Source organism: Agrobacterium sp. 22-209-1 (assembly GCF_053522485.1).
Genome location: NZ_JBNWCH010000003.1, coordinates 342,461 through 360,111, shown reverse-complemented (window position 1 = coordinate 360,111; position 17,651 = coordinate 342,461). Strand labels below are relative to the sequence as shown.

The 17,651-nt window shown below is 59.5% G+C and carries 19 protein-coding genes; 8 read left to right on the top strand and 11 right to left on the bottom strand.

The window, feature by feature from the left end; all coding sequences use genetic code 11:
- Positions 1-11: 11 nt before the first annotated feature.
- From ACQZ48_RS09590 to hemF, 3 genes are all read right to left on the bottom strand, one after another.
- Positions 12-197 (bottom strand): DUF1059 domain-containing protein, encoded by a 186-nt coding sequence (locus tag ACQZ48_RS09590; protein WP_004442982.1) that lies wholly within the window; start codon positions 195-197, stop codon positions 12-14.
- 120 nt (positions 198-317) lie between these two features.
- Entirely contained in the window at positions 318-587 is a 270-nt protein-coding gene (locus ACQZ48_RS09585; protein WP_077981571.1) for a hypothetical protein, read from the bottom strand.
- Between the two features lie 123 nt (positions 588-710).
- On the bottom strand, positions 711-1,622 hold the full coding sequence (hemF, locus tag ACQZ48_RS09580) for an oxygen-dependent coproporphyrinogen oxidase (RefSeq protein ID WP_077981572.1): 912 nt from the start codon (positions 1,620-1,622) through the stop codon (positions 711-713).
- 129 nt (positions 1,623-1,751) lie between these two features.
- Here hemF and ACQZ48_RS09575 point away from each other — a divergent pair, with 129 nt between their 5' ends.
- On the top strand, positions 1,752-2,027 hold the full coding sequence (locus ACQZ48_RS09575; RefSeq protein ID WP_077981631.1) for a hypothetical protein: 276 nt from the start codon (positions 1,752-1,754) through the stop codon (positions 2,025-2,027).
- 103 nt (positions 2,028-2,130) lie between these two features.
- Here the strand turns inward: ACQZ48_RS09575 and ACQZ48_RS09570 are convergent, their stop codons facing one another.
- Positions 2,131-3,783: a Na/Pi cotransporter family protein gene (locus ACQZ48_RS09570; RefSeq protein WP_077981573.1), complete on the bottom strand. Its 1,653-nt coding sequence runs from the start codon at positions 3,781-3,783 to the stop codon at positions 2,131-2,133.
- A gap of 173 nt (positions 3,784-3,956) precedes the next feature.
- On the bottom strand, positions 3,957-4,418 hold the full coding sequence (locus ACQZ48_RS09565; protein WP_191217501.1) for a tRNA (cytidine(34)-2'-O)-methyltransferase: 462 nt from the start codon (positions 4,416-4,418) through the stop codon (positions 3,957-3,959).
- A 379-nt stretch (positions 4,419-4,797) separates the two neighbouring features.
- Here ACQZ48_RS09565 and ACQZ48_RS09560 point away from each other — a divergent pair, with 379 nt between their 5' ends.
- Positions 4,798-6,648 (top strand): ABC transporter ATP-binding protein, encoded by a 1,851-nt coding sequence (locus tag ACQZ48_RS09560; protein WP_191217502.1) that lies wholly within the window; start codon positions 4,798-4,800, stop codon positions 6,646-6,648.
- Between the two features lie 122 nt (positions 6,649-6,770).
- Complete coding sequence (locus tag ACQZ48_RS09555) at positions 6,771-8,639, top strand: ABC transporter ATP-binding protein (protein ID WP_191217579.1); 1,869 nt, start codon at positions 6,771-6,773, stop codon at positions 8,637-8,639.
- 9 nt (positions 8,640-8,648) lie between these two features.
- On the opposite strand, the gene ACQZ48_RS09550 is transcribed toward ACQZ48_RS09555, so the two are convergent.
- The gene (locus ACQZ48_RS09550; protein WP_448728758.1) at positions 8,649-9,581 is read right to left on the bottom strand and encodes an endonuclease/exonuclease/phosphatase family protein; all 933 of its coding nucleotides are present in this window, start codon (positions 9,579-9,581) and stop codon (positions 8,649-8,651) included.
- 309 nt (positions 9,582-9,890) lie between these two features.
- Here ACQZ48_RS09550 and petA point away from each other — a divergent pair, with 309 nt between their 5' ends.
- The 4 genes from petA (at position 9,891) to ACQZ48_RS09530 (ending at position 13,523) form a co-directional block, all read left to right on the top strand.
- The gene (petA, locus tag ACQZ48_RS09545) at positions 9,891-10,469 is read left to right on the top strand and encodes a ubiquinol-cytochrome c reductase iron-sulfur subunit (RefSeq protein WP_035220195.1); all 579 of its coding nucleotides are present in this window, start codon (positions 9,891-9,893) and stop codon (positions 10,467-10,469) included.
- Between the two features lie 14 nt (positions 10,470-10,483).
- The gene (locus tag ACQZ48_RS09540) at positions 10,484-11,806 is read left to right on the top strand and encodes a cytochrome b (RefSeq protein WP_077981576.1); all 1,323 of its coding nucleotides are present in this window, start codon (positions 10,484-10,486) and stop codon (positions 11,804-11,806) included.
- 22 nt (positions 11,807-11,828) lie between these two features.
- Entirely contained in the window at positions 11,829-12,740 is a 912-nt protein-coding gene (locus tag ACQZ48_RS09535; RefSeq protein ID WP_077981634.1) for a cytochrome c1, read from the top strand.
- Positions 12,741-12,980: 240 nt separating this feature from the next.
- Complete coding sequence (locus tag ACQZ48_RS09530) at positions 12,981-13,523, top strand: adenine phosphoribosyltransferase (RefSeq protein WP_077981577.1); 543 nt, start codon at positions 12,981-12,983, stop codon at positions 13,521-13,523.
- A gap of 44 nt (positions 13,524-13,567) precedes the next feature.
- On the opposite strand, the gene ACQZ48_RS09525 is transcribed toward ACQZ48_RS09530, so the two are convergent.
- The 3 genes from ACQZ48_RS09525 to ychF form a co-directional block, all read right to left on the bottom strand.
- A complete protein-coding gene (locus tag ACQZ48_RS09525) occupies positions 13,568-14,035 on the bottom strand; it encodes a MaoC family dehydratase (RefSeq protein ID WP_077981578.1) in 468 nt (155 codons plus the stop codon).
- On the bottom strand, positions 14,032-14,505 hold the full coding sequence (locus ACQZ48_RS09520) for a MaoC family dehydratase (RefSeq protein WP_080790123.1): 474 nt from the start codon (positions 14,503-14,505) through the stop codon (positions 14,032-14,034). The genes ACQZ48_RS09525 and ACQZ48_RS09520 overlap by 4 nt, the downstream gene beginning before the upstream one ends.
- Before the next feature lie 298 nt (positions 14,506-14,803).
- Positions 14,804-15,907 (bottom strand): redox-regulated ATPase YchF, encoded by a 1,104-nt coding sequence (gene ychF, locus ACQZ48_RS09515; protein ID WP_035260423.1) that lies wholly within the window; start codon positions 15,905-15,907, stop codon positions 14,804-14,806.
- A 237-nt stretch (positions 15,908-16,144) separates the two neighbouring features.
- Between ychF and clpS the strand changes: the two genes are divergently transcribed.
- Positions 16,145-16,459, top strand: a complete 315-nt coding sequence (gene clpS, locus ACQZ48_RS09510; protein WP_416172486.1) for an ATP-dependent Clp protease adapter ClpS — start codon at positions 16,145-16,147, stop codon at positions 16,457-16,459.
- 3 nt (positions 16,460-16,462) lie between these two features.
- On the opposite strand, the gene ACQZ48_RS09505 is transcribed toward clpS, so the two are convergent.
- Positions 16,463-16,915, bottom strand: coding sequence for a GNAT family N-acetyltransferase (locus ACQZ48_RS09505; RefSeq protein WP_077981581.1), 453 nt, complete (start codon positions 16,913-16,915; stop codon positions 16,463-16,465).
- Positions 16,916-16,922: 7 nt separating this feature from the next.
- On the bottom strand, positions 16,923-17,639 hold the full coding sequence (gene pth, locus ACQZ48_RS09500; protein WP_142911731.1) for an aminoacyl-tRNA hydrolase: 717 nt from the start codon (positions 17,637-17,639) through the stop codon (positions 16,923-16,925).
- Between the last annotated feature and the right edge of the window lie 12 nt (positions 17,640-17,651).

The window sequence follows — 17,651 nt, the reverse complement described above, 5'->3', positions numbered from 1 at the left end:
GGCGTTTCGGCTTACGCCGCATTCGCTTCGTCGCGGATGCGCGCCTTGATGTTTTCGATCATATTTTCGCGGATGACGGTTTCGCCATGGGCCGAGCGCATATGTTCAACGGTTCGGCGCACGACTTCGGCATCGTCGTCTGCGCGGGTGTGCCAGGCGCAGCCGGGCACGAGCGTTCCACATTCAAACAGTCTCATGGTCTTGCCTCCCTGTTTTGATTGAGGGACAGCAATCCAATTGCCTGCTGTCCCTCCAACAAGAAACGAAAGTTCACCGCTTATGTTCCACAGCGGCGTCCCTCGACCTTATTCAAGCCCCTATTCGGGCATCGCCCAGCACTGGAAAACAGAGGATGTGCCGGCTGCCGGAATTTTTGTACGAGGCATTTCGTCATTGTCCGCCCGCCGCGCCGTGTTTTGTCCGGCAAGGGAGCGTTTTACCTGTTCGACATAAAAGGAATGCGGCAGTTCGCGATCACCCGTGGCGCGCATTTCCGCTGCCAGGCGGTCGATCAATTCCGGGGTATCGATGGATTGCTGTGCTCCCTCGGGGGAAGCAGAGATAGGCATGCTGTTCGAAGTAATCATGACGATAGCTCCTCCAGTACGTCTGCGAGGAGGAGACTATCATTGCCTTGATTTTTCCATAAGTCCTAATTTGCGCTATTTGCGACGAAATGGCTGATAAGCGTCAAATTTATGTGAGGTTCTTTAGGGCCAGCGCACCACCGGCGGCAGGGAGGACAGGATCGATTCGACGTTGCCTCCGGTCTTGAGGCCAAAGATCGTGCCGCGATCGTAAAGCAGGTTGAATTCCACGTAACGGCCACGACGGATAAGCTGCTCGTCGCGGTCCGCTTCCGTCCAGTTCTGGTTGAAATTGGCGCGGACGATTTTCGGATAGACCAGATTGAAGGCGCGGCCGACATCCTGCACGAAGGCGAAATTGGCGTCCCAGCCGCCATTTTCCTCCTGTGGGTGCAGCCAGTCGAAAAAGATGCCGCCGATGCCGCGGGCTTCGTTGCGGTGCTTCAGGAAAAAATACTCGTCGCACCACGTCTTGTAGCGCGGATAGTCGGCGACCGGATGGCGGTTGCAGGTAATTTCGAAGGCGCGGTGGAAAAGTTGGCTGTCCGGGTCTTCCTGCGTCCGTCTGCGTCCCAGCACCGGCGTCAGATCCGCGCCGCCGCCGAACCAGTGGCTGGTGGTGACGACCATGCGGGTGTTCATGTGCACGGCCGGCACATGAGGGTTGACCGGATGGGCGATGAGCGAAATACCCGACGCCCAGAACTGCGGGTCTTCTTCCGCACCCGGTATCTGCTTGCGGAATTCCGGCGAGAATTCGCCATAGACGGTGGAGGTGTGGACGCCGACCTTTTCGAAGACGCGGCCTTCCATCATCGACATCTTCCCGCCGCCGCCCTCGCCATTTTCACGCAGCCAGTCTTTCTGGACGAAACGGCCGGGCTCCTGATCGGAAAGAGGGCCCGTCAGGTCACTTTCGAGGGTCTCGAAGGAGGCGACGATGGTGTCGCGAAGATGCTGGAACCAGGCTTGGGCAAGGGCCTTCTTGTCCTCGATGTCGTCGGGCAAGCCCTTCGGCAAGATTGGCCGTTCCATGCGTATTCTCCTTTGGTGACGTCGATTCCCTGTCGCGTCTAGCAGGTGCAGGCCCCGCGCACAAATTCGACTCGCCAAGTTCACATGCGGGCACTATCTTTATCGATGTAGGTGCCAGAGGTGAATATCATGACGAAATTTACCGGACCGCCGCCGCTCGACGGGCTGAAGCGCAGGATCACCAATCATCGCAGGGAACGTGAAAGCGCCGGCGGTGAACAAAAGCGCGACGGCATGTTCGTGCGCCAGACCTTCTGTCTTGGCCGCGAGGAAGCCCGCGCCAAGGCGCGCGAATGGTTCGACAGCTTTCCCAAAGCGGCCTATTGGACGGAAGTGGAAAGCTGGCGGCAGCTGGAAGGCGACCGCATCGAATTCACCATGCGGCGTCTGCCCTCTGCCGATTGAATTTTAGAGCGTCTTCGCTTTTCTTCGAATCGCGAAAACGCTCTAAATTTTTTGTTTGTCGCATTTCCGGACGGAAAACCGGGGCCACTTTTCCTGGAAATGCTCAGGCGCGCGGTTCGGCGTAACGCAGGCGGCTTTCGATCAGCACGCCGCTTTCATCCAGAATGGGATGCGCCACCGTCACGATATGGGCGTTGATGCGCTTCAAATCCCGCAGCATGTCCAGATGCAGCGAACTGGTCTGCATGCTTTCCGCCAACCCGTCGCGCAGCCGCTCCAGATGGCGGTTGGAGGATTGTTTTTCGAGGCGGCGTATATCCACCTTGCTTTCCATCAGCCGGCGGGCAAGCTCGAAGTCGCCGGTCACCAGAATGCTCTGGGCGGCGCGCAGGTTCTCGATGGTCATGTCGAACAGGGTCTTCAGCTCCTCATAACCGTCATCGGAAAATTTGAAGCTGTTCAGCACCTTCTTGCGGATCTGCTCGCAGATGCCCTTTTCGATGATATCGCCGATATGTTCGAGGTTGATGGCATAATCGATGATGGCGATCGAACGACGCGCTTCCTCGTCGGTCAACCCTTTGCGGCCCAGTTGCGAGAGATAGACCTTCACCTCCTGCTGGCGGCGGTCGACCTTCTTTTCGAGCAGGGAAACCTCTTGAAGCGGCGCCAGATCATTGTGCTTGAAGGCGTTTTCGGCGCGGATCAGCATCCGCTCGATGCTGTCGCCGACGCTTAAGACCTCGCGGGTGGCGTTGGCAAGCGCAACGACCGGCATATCCAGCGCCTGCTGGTCGAGGAAATTCGGCCCGTCTTCGGCTTTCGGATCACCCGGCACCAGCTTTGTCATCAGGTCGGAAATCAGGCCGGAGAAGGGCCAGGCCAGCGCCGCGAGGATGACATTGAAGATCAGGTGGGCGTCGACGGGCAATTTGGCGGGCGAAAGCGGCAATTGCTGTAGATATGTTGCGCCATAGGAGGCGAGCGGCATGGCAACCAGGCAGCCGATGGTGCGAACGACAAGATTGCCGATGGTGATGCGCCGCGCCGATGCCGGGCCGGACAGCGTGGCAATGACGGGCGGAATGGCGCCGCCGAGATTGGCGCCGAGGATGAGAACGATGATGAGGCCGGTGGACAGGGTGCCGGTGGCGGCCAGTGACAGGATCAGCACCACGACGGCGAGGCTGGAGGAGGAGACGAAGGCGAGCACGGCGGAAAAGATCAGCGCGACTGGCCATGCGCCATCCAGCAGGCCGATGAAGACGCCGAGCGCCGGAGAGGCGCGCATGGGTTCGGTGGCGCCGCTTAAGAGATGCAGCGACAGAAGCATCAGGCCGATACCGATGACGGCGGTTCCGCCGCCCTGTCTGGCATTGGAACTGCCTTTTTTCAGGATAATGCCGGCAAGGATCAGCAGCGGCGAAAGCCACTCGACGCCGGCGGCGACGATCCATGCGGTAACGGCGGTGCCGACATTGGCGCCAAGCAGCACGACCTGTGCCATGCGTGGCTTGATGAGATCCCGTTCCGCGAAGGAAGCGACTGTCAGTGCCGTCGCGGTCGAACTTTGCAGGGCGACGGTGGCGAAGAAGCCGGAACAGAAGGAGCGCGGACCGTTCTGGGTGCCTGTGGCCAGCACGCTTCGCAGTTTCATGCCGAAAGCGCGGGTGACACCGTCCTTCACCTGGGCAAGGCCGAAGAGCAGCAACGCGACGGCGCCGAGAAGGTTGACGATGACAATGGTGGATTGCATGCGACGTCTCCTCACACCCGCCGGCAGATGGTTCCGGCGAGCACGATTTTTGTTGTCCGGCTAATCAGTATAGGAGCGTGAACGCCTTCGGTACAGGCCGGGTTGCGACAGTTCCGCGGTAAAAACGTTCAATTTTCATATTTGCCTGAAAAATTGGCTGTAAAGATGGCAGATTAGGACCATGCCACCTGGCGCAGGGCTTCGCCGGTGACCATCGCCGCCGACATGGCGACGTTGATCGAGCGCTGTCCGGCCATCATCGGGATGATGATTCGTTCATCCGCCTTGTCATGCACATGATCAGGCACACCGGCACTTTCCCGGCCAAACAGCAGGATATCGTTGGCGCGATAGGTGATATCCGTATAGGGCAAGGCGGCCTTGGTGGAGGCGAGAACGAGGCGGCGGCCGGTGGTTGCCCGCCATTCCTCGAAACGGTCCCAGCTGACATGGCGCGTCAGCGCCGCCGCCGCGATGTAATCCATTCCTGCCCGTTTGAGATTGCGGTCGGAAATATCGAAACCCGCCGGCTCGATGATGTCGACGCCAAGGCCAAGACAGGCGGCCAGCCGCAGGATGGTGCCGGTATTGCCTGGAATATCGGGTTGGTAGAGGGCGATCCTGATTGTCTGCATGGTCTCCTGATCCATGTTTTGCGGGCAAATCCAGATCGCACTGCCGGGAAAATCGAACGGGCAAATCCGTGCCGATATACGGTTGCACTTTTTTGAGGCAGGCGGCTGGTGTTTCGTCTTCTTTTGCGATAAAAGATCGGCGTCTTCAACACCAGCCAAAGGAGGTTCTCATGCCAAATGACATTCGCATTCGCCTCCCGGCCCCAGTGGTTCGCCTGCTGGCTTAGGTGGTATCCCGCGGCCTTGCCGCGTTTCCCATAGTTTGATTCACCATGTGGCTGTTGCGGCCATGTTCAAAGACTTTTCCGTTCCGTCGTGAGCCATATTTGTGTCTGCTCACCCTGTGACGATGGAGCGATTGATTGCCGGAGCTTGGCCTATGTTTGGCTGGTTTGAAAAACGCCTCGATCCTTTTCCCGCTTCGGCGCCGTCAGTGGCGCCACAGAAGCTTTTGCCGTTCCTGTGGCACTATGTGAAGCCCGCCTGGCCGTGGTTGCTGCTGCTCGGCCTGATGTCGATGGGCATCGCCATTGCCGAAGCCATGCTTTACAAATTCCTCGGCAATATCGTCGACTGGCTTTCCACGGCCAATCGCGAGACGTTTTTTGCCGATGAGGGCTGGCATCTGATCGTCATGGCGGGGCTGGTGCTATTCCTGCTGCCGCTGATGGGTGCTGTCCACACCATGACGATGCACCAGACGCTTGCCGGCAATTTCGGCATGATTGCGCGCTGGAAAATGCACCGTTTCCTGCTGCGCCACTCCATGAACTTTTTTGCCAACGAGTTTGCCGGCCGGGTTTCCACCAAGGTGATGCAGACAGCGCTGGCAATCCGCGAAGTGGCGCTGAAGGTGATCGACGTCTTCGTCTATGCCATCAGCTTCGTGGTTTCGATGCTGTTCATGGTCGCTGCAGCGGACTGGCGGCTGGTCATTCCGCTGCTGGTCTGGCTCGGCATCTATATGGGCATCCTCACCTATTTCGTGCCGAAACTCGGCCGGCTGGCGCAGGAACAGGCCGATGCGCGCTCGATGATGACGGGCCGGATCGTCGACAGTTACACCAATATCTCGACGATCAAGCTGTTTTCCCATGCCGGCCGCGAGGAAAGATATGCGCGTGAGGGCATGAACGTGTTTCTTGGAACCGTTCACCGCCAGATGCGCAAGATTTCCGGCTTCAACATCCTGATCGACCTCAACAATGCCGTGGTGCTGTTTTCCACGGCGGCGCTCGGTCTTTATTTCTGGATGCAGGGTTCGGTCACGGCTGGTTCGGTCGCCATTGCGATCAGCCTTGCCATGCGCGTCAACGGCATGTCGCAGTGGATCATGTGGGAAGTCACGTCGCTGTTCGAAAATATCGGCACTGTCTATGACGGCATGTCGATGATGACGAAACCTCATGATATTGTCGATGTCCCGAAGGCGCCTGAGCTTGCCGCACCGCAGGGCGCCATCCGTTATGACAACGTCCGTTTCCACTATGGCAAGAACAAGGGCGTGATCGACGGGCTGACGCTCGACATCAAGCCGGGCGAAAAGGTCGGTCTGGTCGGGCGCTCGGGTGCGGGCAAGACCACGCTGATGAACCTGTTGCTGCGCTTTTATGATCTCGAAGGCGGCCGGATCACCATCGACGGGCAGGACATCTCCAAGGTCTCGCAGGACAGCCTGCGCGAGCTGATCGGCGTGGTGACACAGGATACCTCCCTGCTGCACCGTTCGATCCGCGACAACATTGCCTATGGCCATCCCGAGGCCACGGACGAGCAGGTGATCGCGGCGGCGAAGCGGGCGAATGCCTGGGACTTCGTCGAAACGCTTGTCGACATGCATGGCCGACAGGGTCTCGATGCCCAGGTGGGCGAACGTGGTGTCAAGCTGTCCGGCGGCCAGCGCCAGCGTATTGCGATTGCCCGCGTCTTCCTGAAGAACGCGCCTATCCTGGTGCTGGACGAGGCGACCTCGGCGCTCGATTCGGAAGTCGAGGCGGCGATCCAGGAAAACCTGTTCGCGCTGATGGAAGGCAAGACGGTGATTGCGATTGCCCACCGCCTTTCGACGCTGACTGAAATGGACCGGCTCATCATCCTCGACAAGGGCCGGATCGTGGAAGCGGGCAGCCATGCGGAGCTGGCGGCGATGGGCGGCATATATGCCGACCTGTGGCGGCGCCAGTCCGGCGGCTTCATTGCCGACCACGAGGCGGAAGTGGCTGCGCAGTAAGGAAAACGAGAGGGCGGGGAACATTCTCCGCCCTCTTTCATTTTCCTGATGTTACCGAAATATAATCTTTCCCGAAGCCGCTACGGCTGTTCCCAAGTCGGGAATCCGCCTATATCCCGATCATGGTCATTACCCGCATCTTCGAGTATTTCGAGAACTGGATAAAGCCCTTCGCCCGCAAGGACGATGTGCGGCCGCCTGAAAGCACATTTGCCTTCATCTGGTTTTATATCTCGCAGGCCAAGGCGCCGTTTTTCGCGATGCTGGTGCTCGGCGGTTTGACGGCGGCCATCGAGGCGGCGCTGTTCTGGTTCGTCGGGCGGCTCGTTGATATTCTCTCGACGGTAAAGCCGGAAGAGGGCTGGGCGGGGCTGCTTGCGGCCCATGGCGGGGAACTCGTCGGCATGCTGGTGCTGATCGCCGTCGTGCGTTTTATCGTCACCATGGTGACCGCGCTGGTGGATCAGCAGATCATCACGCCCGGTTTTTACAATCTGGTGCGCTGGCAATCCTACATGCATGTGGCGCGGCAATCGCTGACCTTCTTCCAGAACGATTTTTCCGGCCGCATCGTGACCAAGGTCTGGTCCGGCGGGCAGGCGGCGGGCGATCTCGTTACATCGCTGATGGAAAGCGTGTGGTTCGTCGGCATTTATTCCGTGTCCATGCTGTTCCTGATTGGCGGGCTGGACTGGCGTCTTGCGGTCGTTGTCATCGTCTGGGTGGGGATATTCTCGCTGCTGGCGCGGTATTTCGTGCCGCGTATCCGCCACCACTCCAAGGAAACGGCGGAAGCCGCCTCGATGCTTTCCGGCCGCATGGTGGACGCCTATAGCAATATCCAGACGCTGCGGCTGTTCGGGCGCGACGACGCCAATGACCGCTATATGCGGCAGGGCTTCGACATTTTCCAGCATGCGACCATGACGTTCACGCGCTTCATTACCGGCGTGCGCGCCTCCATGGCGCTTCTGTCGGGCGTGATGATCACATCCATGGCCGCGCTCTGCACCGATCTGTGGCTTTCCGGCAAGATCAGTTCCGGCGCGGTCGCCTTCACGCTGGCGCTGGTGCTGCGCCTCAACTTCCTGCTCGGCCGGTTGATGACGCAGTTCAACGGCATCATGCGCAATTTCGGCACGGTGCAGAATGCCGCCGAGTTGATTTCGCAGCCGATCGGTCTCGTCGACGCCCCGGAGGCGACGGTGCTGGAGGTGAAGAAGCCGGGCATCCGTTTCGAAAATGTCAGTTTCCACTACGGGCGCGCGAACGGCGTCATCGACCATCTCAATCTCGATGTCCGGGCGGGCGAGAAGGTGGGCATCGTCGGACGCTCCGGGGCGGGAAAATCCACCCTCGTCAATCTGCTTTTGCGTTTTTACGATGTCGAAAAAGGCCGTATCCTGATCGACGGGCAGGATATCGCCAGGGTGACGCAAGAATCGCTGCGCGCCCATATCGGCATGGTCACGCAGGATACGTCGCTGCTGCATCGCTCCATTCGCGACAACATCCTGTTCGGCCGCACCGATGCGACCGAGGAACAGTTGCGGGAGGCGACGCGGCGGGCCAAGGCGGATGATTTCATTGAACGGCTTGAGGACCAACGTGGCCGCAAAGGTTTCGATGCACATGTGGGCGAACGCGGCGTCAAACTGTCCGGCGGCCAGCGCCAGCGCATCGCGATAGCCCGCGTGATGCTGAAGGACGCGCCGATCCTCGTCCTCGACGAGGCGACGTCGGCGCTCGATTCCGAGGTGGAAGCGGCGATCCAGAGCAATCTGGACGAGCTGATGCAGGGAAAGACGGTGCTTGCCATCGCCCACCGGCTGTCGACGATTGCTGCTCTCGACCGGCTGATCGTGATGGATCAGGGGCGCATCGTGGAGGAGGGCAGCCATTCCGATCTGGTCATGCAGGGCGGTCTTTATTCGGAACTCTGGGCGCGGCAGTCGGGCGGTTTTCTTGCCGCGGACGAAGCGGCGCAATAGGGCCTTCGGCTATTTCCCGATCATGAAATCCGCCATCAGTCCAAAGTGATTGGAGCCGAGGCTGTCGGGCAGGCGGGTGGTTTTCATCAGCGTCGCCGGTTCGCGGGTGAAGATGTGGTCGATGGCGATGCCGAAGCGACCGGCCTCCGTCGGCCATGTGGCGGGTTCGAAGGTCGCCTTCTTCAGATCGTTGGCGGCGAGGAAAGCGCGCATGTCAGGCGCGATGCTGGCCGAATTGAAATCTCCGGCCAGAATGAGCGGCCCGGTGACACGAAAGAGAATTTCGCTCACTTCGTCGAGTTCGTCGCGATGATAATCGTCGAAATAGGGCTTGGTGATATGCCCGGCGGCGAGCGTCAGTTCCGTGCCGTCGAGGTCGATATGGGCTATGGCGAACCGATCCCGCCGAAGATCGCTGAGGCTGTGGAAACGGCCTTCCAGCAACGGTCTTTTTGACAGGATGACCAGATCGCATCCGGGCGTGCCGACGTAACAGCCAAGCCTGTGCGGATAGGTTTGCTGCAGTCGCGGCAGGGCCGATTCAAGCGCCGCTGCTTCGAAGAGATAGACCGCATCCGCGCCCGATTCGAGAATTTTGTCGGCAATTGCATCGGCATTGGCGGCATTGTCCATCAGCACGTTGAAGGACAGCAGCCGGAAAGGTTTGGCGCCCGGCGCAGGGGCGGCGGATGTGGGAAATTCCAGGAGCATGGCAATGGCGTGGATGGCGAGCGCAAGCGACCAGACCACGAGGAGCGCCGAAACCGCATCGCGCGTCAGCCAGAAGACGAGGCATGACAGCAGGATGCAGACGATGGCGATATGGAGCTGAAAGCTGGTGACGAAGGCGAGAAGCCAGAAATCGGTGAGGTAGCGCAGGCTGGCGACGAAAAGAACGGCAGCCACTGCCGTGGAGACCATGCAAGAGAGCTTCGCCGTCATCCGAATCCCTGCTTTCCGTGCTCTCCCTTGAAGTCTCCTAACATGGTGCACGGATGCGCACAATGTTGCCCGCCTGCCGAGTACGGCGAAAAAATGAGAGCCAAATTGGCCCCCTCCGGCAGAATTACGGCAGCTTTGTGTGCTTTGCTCTTGCCAAGTCGGTCAATATTTTGCGATCACACAGAGTGACGCGGTTTCTTGATGCCGCAGTTGTGTCCAGGACGGTGGGACGGAGTTTGTCCTGGATCAAATCTTAGCGGGAGGACTCATGCGATTTACGGCAAAAACAGCGCAGAGGATGGTGTAGCGGTGAGCGAGCACGTAACCAATCACGACGCTTCGGGTGAACCGACCCGTCGCGATTTTCTTTATCTAGTGACGGGAATGGCGGGCGCCGTTGGTGCCGCCGCAGTAGCATGGCCTTTTATTGACCAGATGCGTCCCGATGCATCGACACTGGCGCTTGCCTCGATCGAAGTGGATGTCGCGGCCGTCGAGCCGGGCATGTCGCTCACCGTGAAGTGGCGCGGCAAGCCGATTTTCATCCGCAACCGCACGGAGAAGGAAATCGAGGAAGCCAAGGCCGTCGCTCTCGGCGATCTGAAGGATCCCGTGGCGCGCAACGCCAACATCGCCGCTGACGCGCAGGCGACGGATATCGACCGCTCCGCCGGCCAGGGCAAGGAAAACTGGATCGTCATGGTCGGTTCCTGTACCCATCTCGGTTGCGTTCCGCTTGGCCAGGCCGGCGATTTCGGCGGATGGTTCTGTCCCTGCCATGGCTCGCACTACGATACGGCGGGCCGCATACGTAAGGGTCCGGCGCCGCAGAACCTCGCCATCCCGACATTTGCATTCACATCCGATACCGTGATCAAGATCGGATAAGGGGACAGATATTCATGAGTGGTCATTCCAGTTATCAGCCGTCCACCGGCATCGAGAGGTGGATCGATTCGCGGCTTCCCTTGCCGCGCATGATCTATGACAGCTTCGTTGCCTACCCTGTCCCGCGTAACCTGAACTACGCCTATACGTTCGGCGCGATGCTTTCCGTCATGCTCATCGTGCAGATCCTCACCGGCGTCGTGCTGGCCATGCATTATGCCGCCGAAACGACGGTCGCGTTCAATTCCGTCGAAAAGATCATGCGTGACGTCAACCATGGCTGGCTGCTGCGCTACATGCATGCCAACGGTGCGTCGTTCTTCTTCATCGCGGTTTACCTGCACATTGCCCGTGGCCTTTATTACGGCTCTTACAAGGCGCCGCGCGAAATCCTCTGGATTCTCGGTTGCGTGATCTTCCTGCTGATGATGGCGACGGGTTTCATGGGCTACGTTCTGCCCTGGGGCCAGATGTCCTTCTGGGGCGCGACCGTCATCACCGGCTTCTTCACGGCATTCCCCGCCATCGGTGAATGGATCCAGCAGTTCCTGCTTGGCGGCTTTGCCGTTGACCAGCCGACGCTGAACCGCTTCTTCGCGCTTCATTATCTGCTGCCCTTCATGATCGCAGGCGTCGTTATCCTGCACATCTGGGCTCTGCACGTCACCGGTCAGACCAACCCGACCGGCGTTGAAGTCAAGAGCAAGACCGACACGGTTCCCTTCACGCCCTATGCGACGCTGAAGGATGCGCTCGGCGTTTCCGTGTTCCTGATCGGTTATGCCTGGTTCGTCTTCTATATGCCGAACTTCCTCGGCCACCCCGACAACTACATCATGGCAGATCCGCTGAAGACGCCGGCGCATATCGTTCCGGAATGGTACTTCCTGCCGTTCTACGCCATGCTGCGCGCCATCACCTTCAACATCTGGGTCATCGATTCCAAGCTTGGCGGCGTTCTCGTGATGTTCGGCGCGATCGTCGTGCTGTTCTTCCTGCCCTGGCTCGACACGTCGAAGGTTCGCTCCGCCGTTTATCGTCCCTGGTACAAGATGTTCTTCTGGGTCTTCGTGGTGAATGCCATCATGCTCGGCTGGCTGGGTTCGCGCCCGGCGGAAGGAACGGGCCTGATTGGTCTTCTCACCGGCGATCTGAAAGGCAATTATGTCGGCTATTCTCAGCTTGGCACGCTTTATTACTTCGGTTTCTTCCTCGTCATCATGCCGATCCTCGGTCTGGTCGAAACGCCCCGGCGTATTCCGAATTCGATTACCGAGGCCGTTCTCGAAAAGAACGCCGCCAAGACGGGTGCCGCATCTGCGGCTGCCGAAGTCTGAGCGCGAAGGAAGGATGACGACAATGAAGAAGCTTGTAACAAGCATCGCGCTTTTCGCCGCCATCGGCTGTTCCGTCACCGTCGTTTCGGCGGCGGAAGAGAGCCATGATCTTGCCGCACAGGCCACGCATGCTATCGCCGGCAACCACTTCCCGATCATTAAGCCCGAGGAACAGAACTGGTCTTTTGCCGGTCCCTTCGGGAAATATGATAAGGGCCAGCTGCAGCGCGGTCTGAAGGTCTACAAGGAAGTCTGCTCCGCCTGCCATTCCATGAACCTGGTTTCCTTCCGCACACTGGGTGACCTCGGCTATTCGGACGACCAGGTGAAGGCTTTCGCGGCTGAGTACGAAGTGCAGGACGGGCCGAACGCCGATGGTGAAATGTATAATCGCAAGGCCGTACCTTCCGATCATTTCCCTTCGCCTTTCCCGAACCATGAGGCGGCGGCAGCCGCAAATGGCGGGGCGGCCCCGCCGGACATGTCGCTGCTCGCCAAGGCGCGCGGCGTAGAGCGCGGTTTCCCGCAATTTATCATCGACATGATCCCGATCATCGGCGGTTATCAGGAAGGCGGGCCGGACTACATCCACGCGCTGCTGACTGGTTATCAGGACGCGCCGGCCGGCATTAAAAACACGGATGGTTCGGACTACACTGTGCCTGAAGGCACCCACTTCAACCCTTATTTCGTCGGCGCCACCTCCTTGAAGATGGCGCCGCCAATCAGCGCCGATCAGGTGACGTACGACGACGGCGCGCCGCAGACCGTGGACCAATATTCCAAGGATGTGGCGGCGTTCCTGATGTGGACCGCAGAACCGCATCTGGAAGAGCGCAAGCGCACCGGCTTCATGGTCATGGTGTTCCTGTTCATCTTTACGGCGCTGATCTATCTCACCAAGAAATCGGTCTACGCCAACAAGGAACATTGATCGATATCCAGATGCCTGTCAGTCATTGGCCCCCACGGTCTTTCGTGGGGGCCTTTTCATGGGTGCTGGTGATAACGGCAAGCATCGGTTGCCCGGCTGAGAGACGCCGCAGGGCCGGAGCCCCGGTCACAGCAATGCCAGGGAATGAGCGCGGGTCCTTTTTAGTTGGTCCGCAGCCGCCAAGTTGATAGGGTGGCCTGAACCTTCTGATCCATTTCCCTTATCTCAACTGGAAATACCATGACCGTTATCGCTTCGGAGCTTTCCGCTGCCATCCGTTCCATTCCCGACTATCCGAAGCCGGGCATCATCTTCCGCGACATCACGACACTGCTCGGCAACCCGCGCGCCTTTCGCCGCGCCGTGGACGAACTCGTGCAGCCCTATGCGGGTACGAAGATCGACAAGATCGCCGGCATGGAAGCACGTGGCTTCATTCTGGGAGGGGCGGTGGCGCATCAGCTATCGGCCGGTTTCGTGCCCATCCGCAAGAAGGGCAAGCTGCCGCACACCACCGTCCGCGTCGCCTACAGCCTTGAATACGGCGTGGACGAAATGGAAATGCATGTGGACGCGGTCCAGCCGGGTGAGAAGGTCATTCTGGTCGACGACCTGATTGCCACGGGCGGCACCGCTGAAGGTGCGGTCAAGCTGTTGCGGCAGATGGGAGCGGAGATCGTTTCCGCCTGCTTCGTCATCGATCTGCCCGATCTTGGCGGCCGCAAGAAGCTGGAAAACCTTGGTGTCGAGGTGCGGACGCTGGTGGAATTTTCCGGCCATTGAGATGGTAGCGGGGCAATGGTGACGCTATTGCCCCGGCGCTCATTCTATTCGAATTCCAGAACCCCGCTCCGGAAGGTCAGCACCGTTTCTCCTGACTGGTTGACGCCCTCGTTAAATGTAGTGTTCAGCCAGACGCCGGCTCTGGATTCCAGCGCCCGAGTGTCGAGCAGGGTCACGAAATAGGTGACATCGTCTCCGGCAAAGACCGGTTTTTTCCATTTCAGTTCTCGAAAGCCGGGCGAGGGGCCGAGTTTGGGCGGCTCAAGGCCCTGGAGTTTCAGCCTCTTCACCTCCTTGGCCCAGTGGGAGAGGAAGCACTTCATCCAGCCAGCACCTGTGTGCCATCCGGAAGCGCAAAGTCCGCCGAAAATGCTGTTCTTTGCGGCTTCCGCGTCGAGATGAAAGGGCTGCGGATCGAAATCGCGGGCGAAACGGATAATGTCTTCGGCGGAGAAATGCAGCGTATCGAGTGTGACGCGTTCGCCGATAGGAGAAAGTTCTGCCAGTTTCATGCTGCAGCGCCCCCATTGTCGCGCATGCGGAACATCACGGTGTTTTCGCCGTGCGATACCAGGACGCCGTGTTGGTTATAAAGCTCGTGGCGTAGTTTCACGAGGCCGATGCCGGGGCGCGACGCGGAGGGCCGCTGTTCCAGAACAATGGATTTTCCCGCAAGCGTATCGCCCGCCAAAACCGGTTTTTTCCAGTCAACGAAATCGATGCCCGGGCTGCCCTCCGAGGTCGAGTTCGAAATGTAGCTGTCCGCCATCATCCGCATCAGCAGGCTGCAAGTGTGCCAGCCGGAAGCCGCTAGCCCGCCGAGAATGCTCTGGCGTCCGGCCTCTTCGGACAGGTGCATGGGTTGGGGGTCGAATTCACTCGCAAAAGCAACGATCTGCTCTGCGGAAATCGATTGCGGTCCAAGGGGAAATTCCTGTCCGACGGGAAAATCCTCATAGGCATAAGTCGCGACCGGCGTCATGGCGTCCTCCCTTCGCACAGTCAATATCGGCGGCATCTAAAATGATTTTTCCCTTTACGTAAAGGTCAAATCGAGGATGCAATGCAGAGGAATGGGGCGAGGCGGTATTACTTGTTTCTTCTCCCCGAGGGGAGAAGGTCGCGGCAGCGGGATGAGGGGGCGAGGGTAGAGATATTCGGAGAGCTTGCCCCCTCATCCGACCCTTCGGGCCACCTTCTCCCCGGCGGGGAGAAGAAACCGTGCCGCGATGTTCGGCTTACCCTTCTCAGCGACCCTATCGAGGCCGCCAAAGGCCAGATCAGGTATTGAAGCGGAAGTGGATGACGTCGCCGTCCTGAACCACGTATTCCTTGCCTTCGTCGCGAGCCTTGCCGGCTTCCTTCGCACCGACTTCGCCCTTGAAGGCGACATAGTCGTTGTAAGCGATGGTGTTGGCGCGGATGAAGCCGCGTTCGAAATCGGAGTGGATGACGCCGGCGGCCTGCGGGGCCTTGGTGCCGCGCTCAATCGTCCAGGCGCGGCATTCTTTCGGGCCGACGGTGAAATAGGTGATGAGATCGAGCAGCTTGTAGCCTGCGCGGATCAGGCGGTCGAGGCCTGCTTCCTCGAGCCCGAGGGCCGAAAGGAACTCCTTCGCCTCTTCATCGGGAAGCTGCGCGACTTCGGATTCGATCGCCGCAGAGATGACGACGGATTCGGCGCCCTGGGCCTTGGCCATTTCGGCAACGGCTTTCGTGTGTTCGTTGCCGTCGACGGCGTCGCTTTCGGCGACGTTGCAGACGTAGAGGACCGGATGCGCGGTCAGGAGGTTGAGGCCCTGAAGGATGCGCAGCTCCTCGGCATCCAGCGTGGAGAGCAGGGTGCGGACCGGCTTGCCTTCGTTCAGAAGCTTCAGCGAGGCCTCCATCAGCGGCAGCTGCGCCAGCGATTCCTTATCCTTGCCGGTGGCGCGCTTGCGGGTCTGTTCCGTGCGGCGCTCAAGGCTTTCGAGATCGGAAAGCATCAGCTCGGTCTCGATGGTCTCGGCGTCGGCCACGGGGTTGATGCGGCCTTCGACGTGGGTGATGTCGTCATCTTCGAAGCAGCGCAGAACGTGCACCACAGCGTCCACTTCGCGGATATTGGCGAGGAACTGGTTGCCGAGGCCTTCGCCTTTCGATGCGCCGCGCACCAGGCCGGCAATATCCACAAAGGAGATACGGGTGGGGATGATTTCCTTCGAGCCGGCAATGTCGGCGAGGATTTTCATGCGCGCATCCGGAACCGCCACTTCGCCGGTATTCGGCTCGATGGTGCAGAAGGGATAGTTGGCCGCCTGCGCCGCTGCCGTTTTCGTCAGCGCGTTGAAGAGAGTGGACTTGCCGACATTTGGCAATCCAACGATACCGCATTTGAAGCCCATGGCTTGAAACCTGCCCGTTTGAAGAATTCGTTGAGGAGCCTTTTGCGGAAACGGCAAGGCAAGGTCAAGCCCGCGGGCGGATTTGTGCGGGCAAAGCCCCTTTAATGGTGCGGAATTTCTGGCAGGGTTGCCGATGCCGCGGTTGCGGCGCAATATAAGCGGGTCAAGCGACCGATCTTTCGTCATCAACGGGGTTTTCCCATGAACAACCGCGATGAGCGACAGGCACGAGCGACCATGATGGGTGACAGTCCTGTCGATCTCAAACCGAAACCGAAAGTCAAACCGAAGCTGGAGCGGCCGAAGCTCTACAAGGTCATTCTGCTGAATGACGACTATACGCCGCGTGAGTTCGTTACCGTGGTGTTGAAAGCTGTCTTCCGCATGAGCGAGGATACCGGCCACCGGGTGATGATGACGGCGCACCGCTTCGGAAGTGCGGTCGTCGTTGTCTGCGAGCGCGATATCGCCGAGACCAAGGCCAAGGAAGCGACCGATCTCGGCAAGGAAGCGGGATTTCCGCTGATGTTCACCACCGAGCCGGAAGAGTGAGCGTTAATCCTGCCTTTTCTGGAAACCCGTCTTGTTCTGCACAAAGCCACAGCTTTCGTAAAATGCATGGACCTCCGGGCGTTGTCGCCCGGTCAGCAGCATCACCTTATAGCAATTCGCTGCAAAAGCGGCCTCGACGGCATGGCACACCACCGCGCGACCATATCCATGGCCGCGACGGTTTTCGAGCGTCACCACGTTTTCAATAAGGGCATAGGAGCGGGCGGCGCGCGTCAGGTTCGGCACGATCTGGAGCGTGGCGGTGGCGACCGCTTCTTCGCCTTCGGTCGCAAGAAACACGGTCAGGCCGGGCTGGGCGAGCATGGCCGCGAAAGCCGCGCTCGCTTCTTCTGCCGTCATTTCAGGGTCGGACGGATTGAGCGCCCGGTAGAGTTCAAGCAAACCGGCGAGATCGCCGGCTCCGGCTGCGCGCAGGACGATGGGCTTCGAAGACATTCGCGATCTAGTCCTTCTTGCTGAACATACGCTTTAGCATTTCGGCCATAGGGCCGGTTTCCGGCAGCTTTTTCGGCTGGGCGCTGTTGCGTGCCTGATGGATATGGGACTGCGCGGCGGGTTTGGCTGCCTTGGCCGGTTTTTCGGACTCCGGCTTGCTGCCCGTAGCCAGCGCCAGCTTGTTCATCAACTGCGAATCCTCGGCTTTCACCAGCATGGCGGCATTGTCGGCAATGGCGTCCAGAAGCGGATCGAGCCAGACCCGGTCTGCCTTGGCGAAATCGCCGAGCACGTGGCTGTGCACCCGCTCCTTGTCACCGGGATGGCCGATGCCGAGGCGCAGGCGGCGATAGTCCTTGCCGCAATGGGCGTCGAGCGATTTCAGGCCGTTATGGCCGCCATGGCCGCCGCCCGTCTTGATACGGGCGCGGCCGGCCGGCAAATCCAGTTCATCATGGATGGCGATGATGTCCGCCGGCGCAAGCTTGAAGAAGCGCATGGCATCGCCGACGGACTCACCCGAAAGGTTCATATAGGTCAGCGGCTTCATGAGCAGAACCTTTTCACCGCCGATCTCGCCTTCGGAAATCTCCGCCTTGAATTTTTTAGACCAGGGCGCAAAGGACGGCAGGCGCTGCAGCGCATCGACGGCCATGAAGCCGATATTGTGACGGTTTCCCGCATATTGCGCACCGGGATTACCAAGTCCTGCGATGATCTTCATGGGGCATGTCCG

Excerpts from the sequence above, each read along its gene's own strand:
- ACQZ48_RS09590 (WP_004442982.1), bottom strand. The coding sequence starts at position 197 with ATGAGACTGTTTGAATGTGGAACGCTCGTGCCCGGCTGCGCCTGGCAC.
- ACQZ48_RS09585 (WP_077981571.1), bottom strand. The coding sequence starts at position 587 with ATGATTACTTCGAACAGCATGCCTATCTCTGCTTCCCCCGAGGGAGCA.
- hemF (WP_077981572.1), bottom strand. The coding sequence starts at position 1,622 with ATGGAACGGCCAATCTTGCCGAAGGGCTTGCCCGACGACATCGAGGAC.
- ACQZ48_RS09575 (WP_077981631.1), top strand. The coding sequence starts at position 1,752 with ATGACGAAATTTACCGGACCGCCGCCGCTCGACGGGCTGAAGCGCAGG.
- ACQZ48_RS09570 (WP_077981573.1), bottom strand. The coding sequence starts at position 3,783 with ATGCAATCCACCATTGTCATCGTCAACCTTCTCGGCGCCGTCGCGTTG.
- ACQZ48_RS09565 (WP_191217501.1), bottom strand. The coding sequence starts at position 4,418 with ATGCAGACAATCAGGATCGCCCTCTACCAACCCGATATTCCAGGCAAT.
- ACQZ48_RS09560 (WP_191217502.1), top strand. The coding sequence starts at position 4,798 with ATGTTTGGCTGGTTTGAAAAACGCCTCGATCCTTTTCCCGCTTCGGCG.
- ACQZ48_RS09555 (WP_191217579.1), top strand. The coding sequence starts at position 6,771 with ATGGTCATTACCCGCATCTTCGAGTATTTCGAGAACTGGATAAAGCCC.
- ACQZ48_RS09550 (WP_448728758.1), bottom strand. The coding sequence starts at position 9,581 with ATGACGGCGAAGCTCTCTTGCATGGTCTCCACGGCAGTGGCTGCCGTT.
- ACQZ48_RS09540 (WP_077981576.1), top strand. The coding sequence starts at position 10,484 with ATGAGTGGTCATTCCAGTTATCAGCCGTCCACCGGCATCGAGAGGTGG.
- ACQZ48_RS09535 (WP_077981634.1), top strand. The coding sequence starts at position 11,829 with ATGAAGAAGCTTGTAACAAGCATCGCGCTTTTCGCCGCCATCGGCTGT.
- ACQZ48_RS09530 (WP_077981577.1), top strand. The coding sequence starts at position 12,981 with ATGACCGTTATCGCTTCGGAGCTTTCCGCTGCCATCCGTTCCATTCCC.
- ACQZ48_RS09525 (WP_077981578.1), bottom strand. The coding sequence starts at position 14,035 with ATGAAACTGGCAGAACTTTCTCCTATCGGCGAACGCGTCACACTCGAT.
- ACQZ48_RS09520 (WP_080790123.1), bottom strand. The coding sequence starts at position 14,505 with ATGACGCCGGTCGCGACTTATGCCTATGAGGATTTTCCCGTCGGACAG.
- ychF (WP_035260423.1), bottom strand. The coding sequence starts at position 15,907 with ATGGGCTTCAAATGCGGTATCGTTGGATTGCCAAATGTCGGCAAGTCC.
- clpS (WP_416172486.1), top strand. The coding sequence starts at position 16,145 with ATGATGGGTGACAGTCCTGTCGATCTCAAACCGAAACCGAAAGTCAAA.
- ACQZ48_RS09505 (WP_077981581.1), bottom strand. The coding sequence starts at position 16,915 with ATGTCTTCGAAGCCCATCGTCCTGCGCGCAGCCGGAGCCGGCGATCTC.
- pth (WP_142911731.1), bottom strand. The coding sequence starts at position 17,639 with ATGAAGATCATCGCAGGACTTGGTAATCCCGGTGCGCAATATGCGGGA.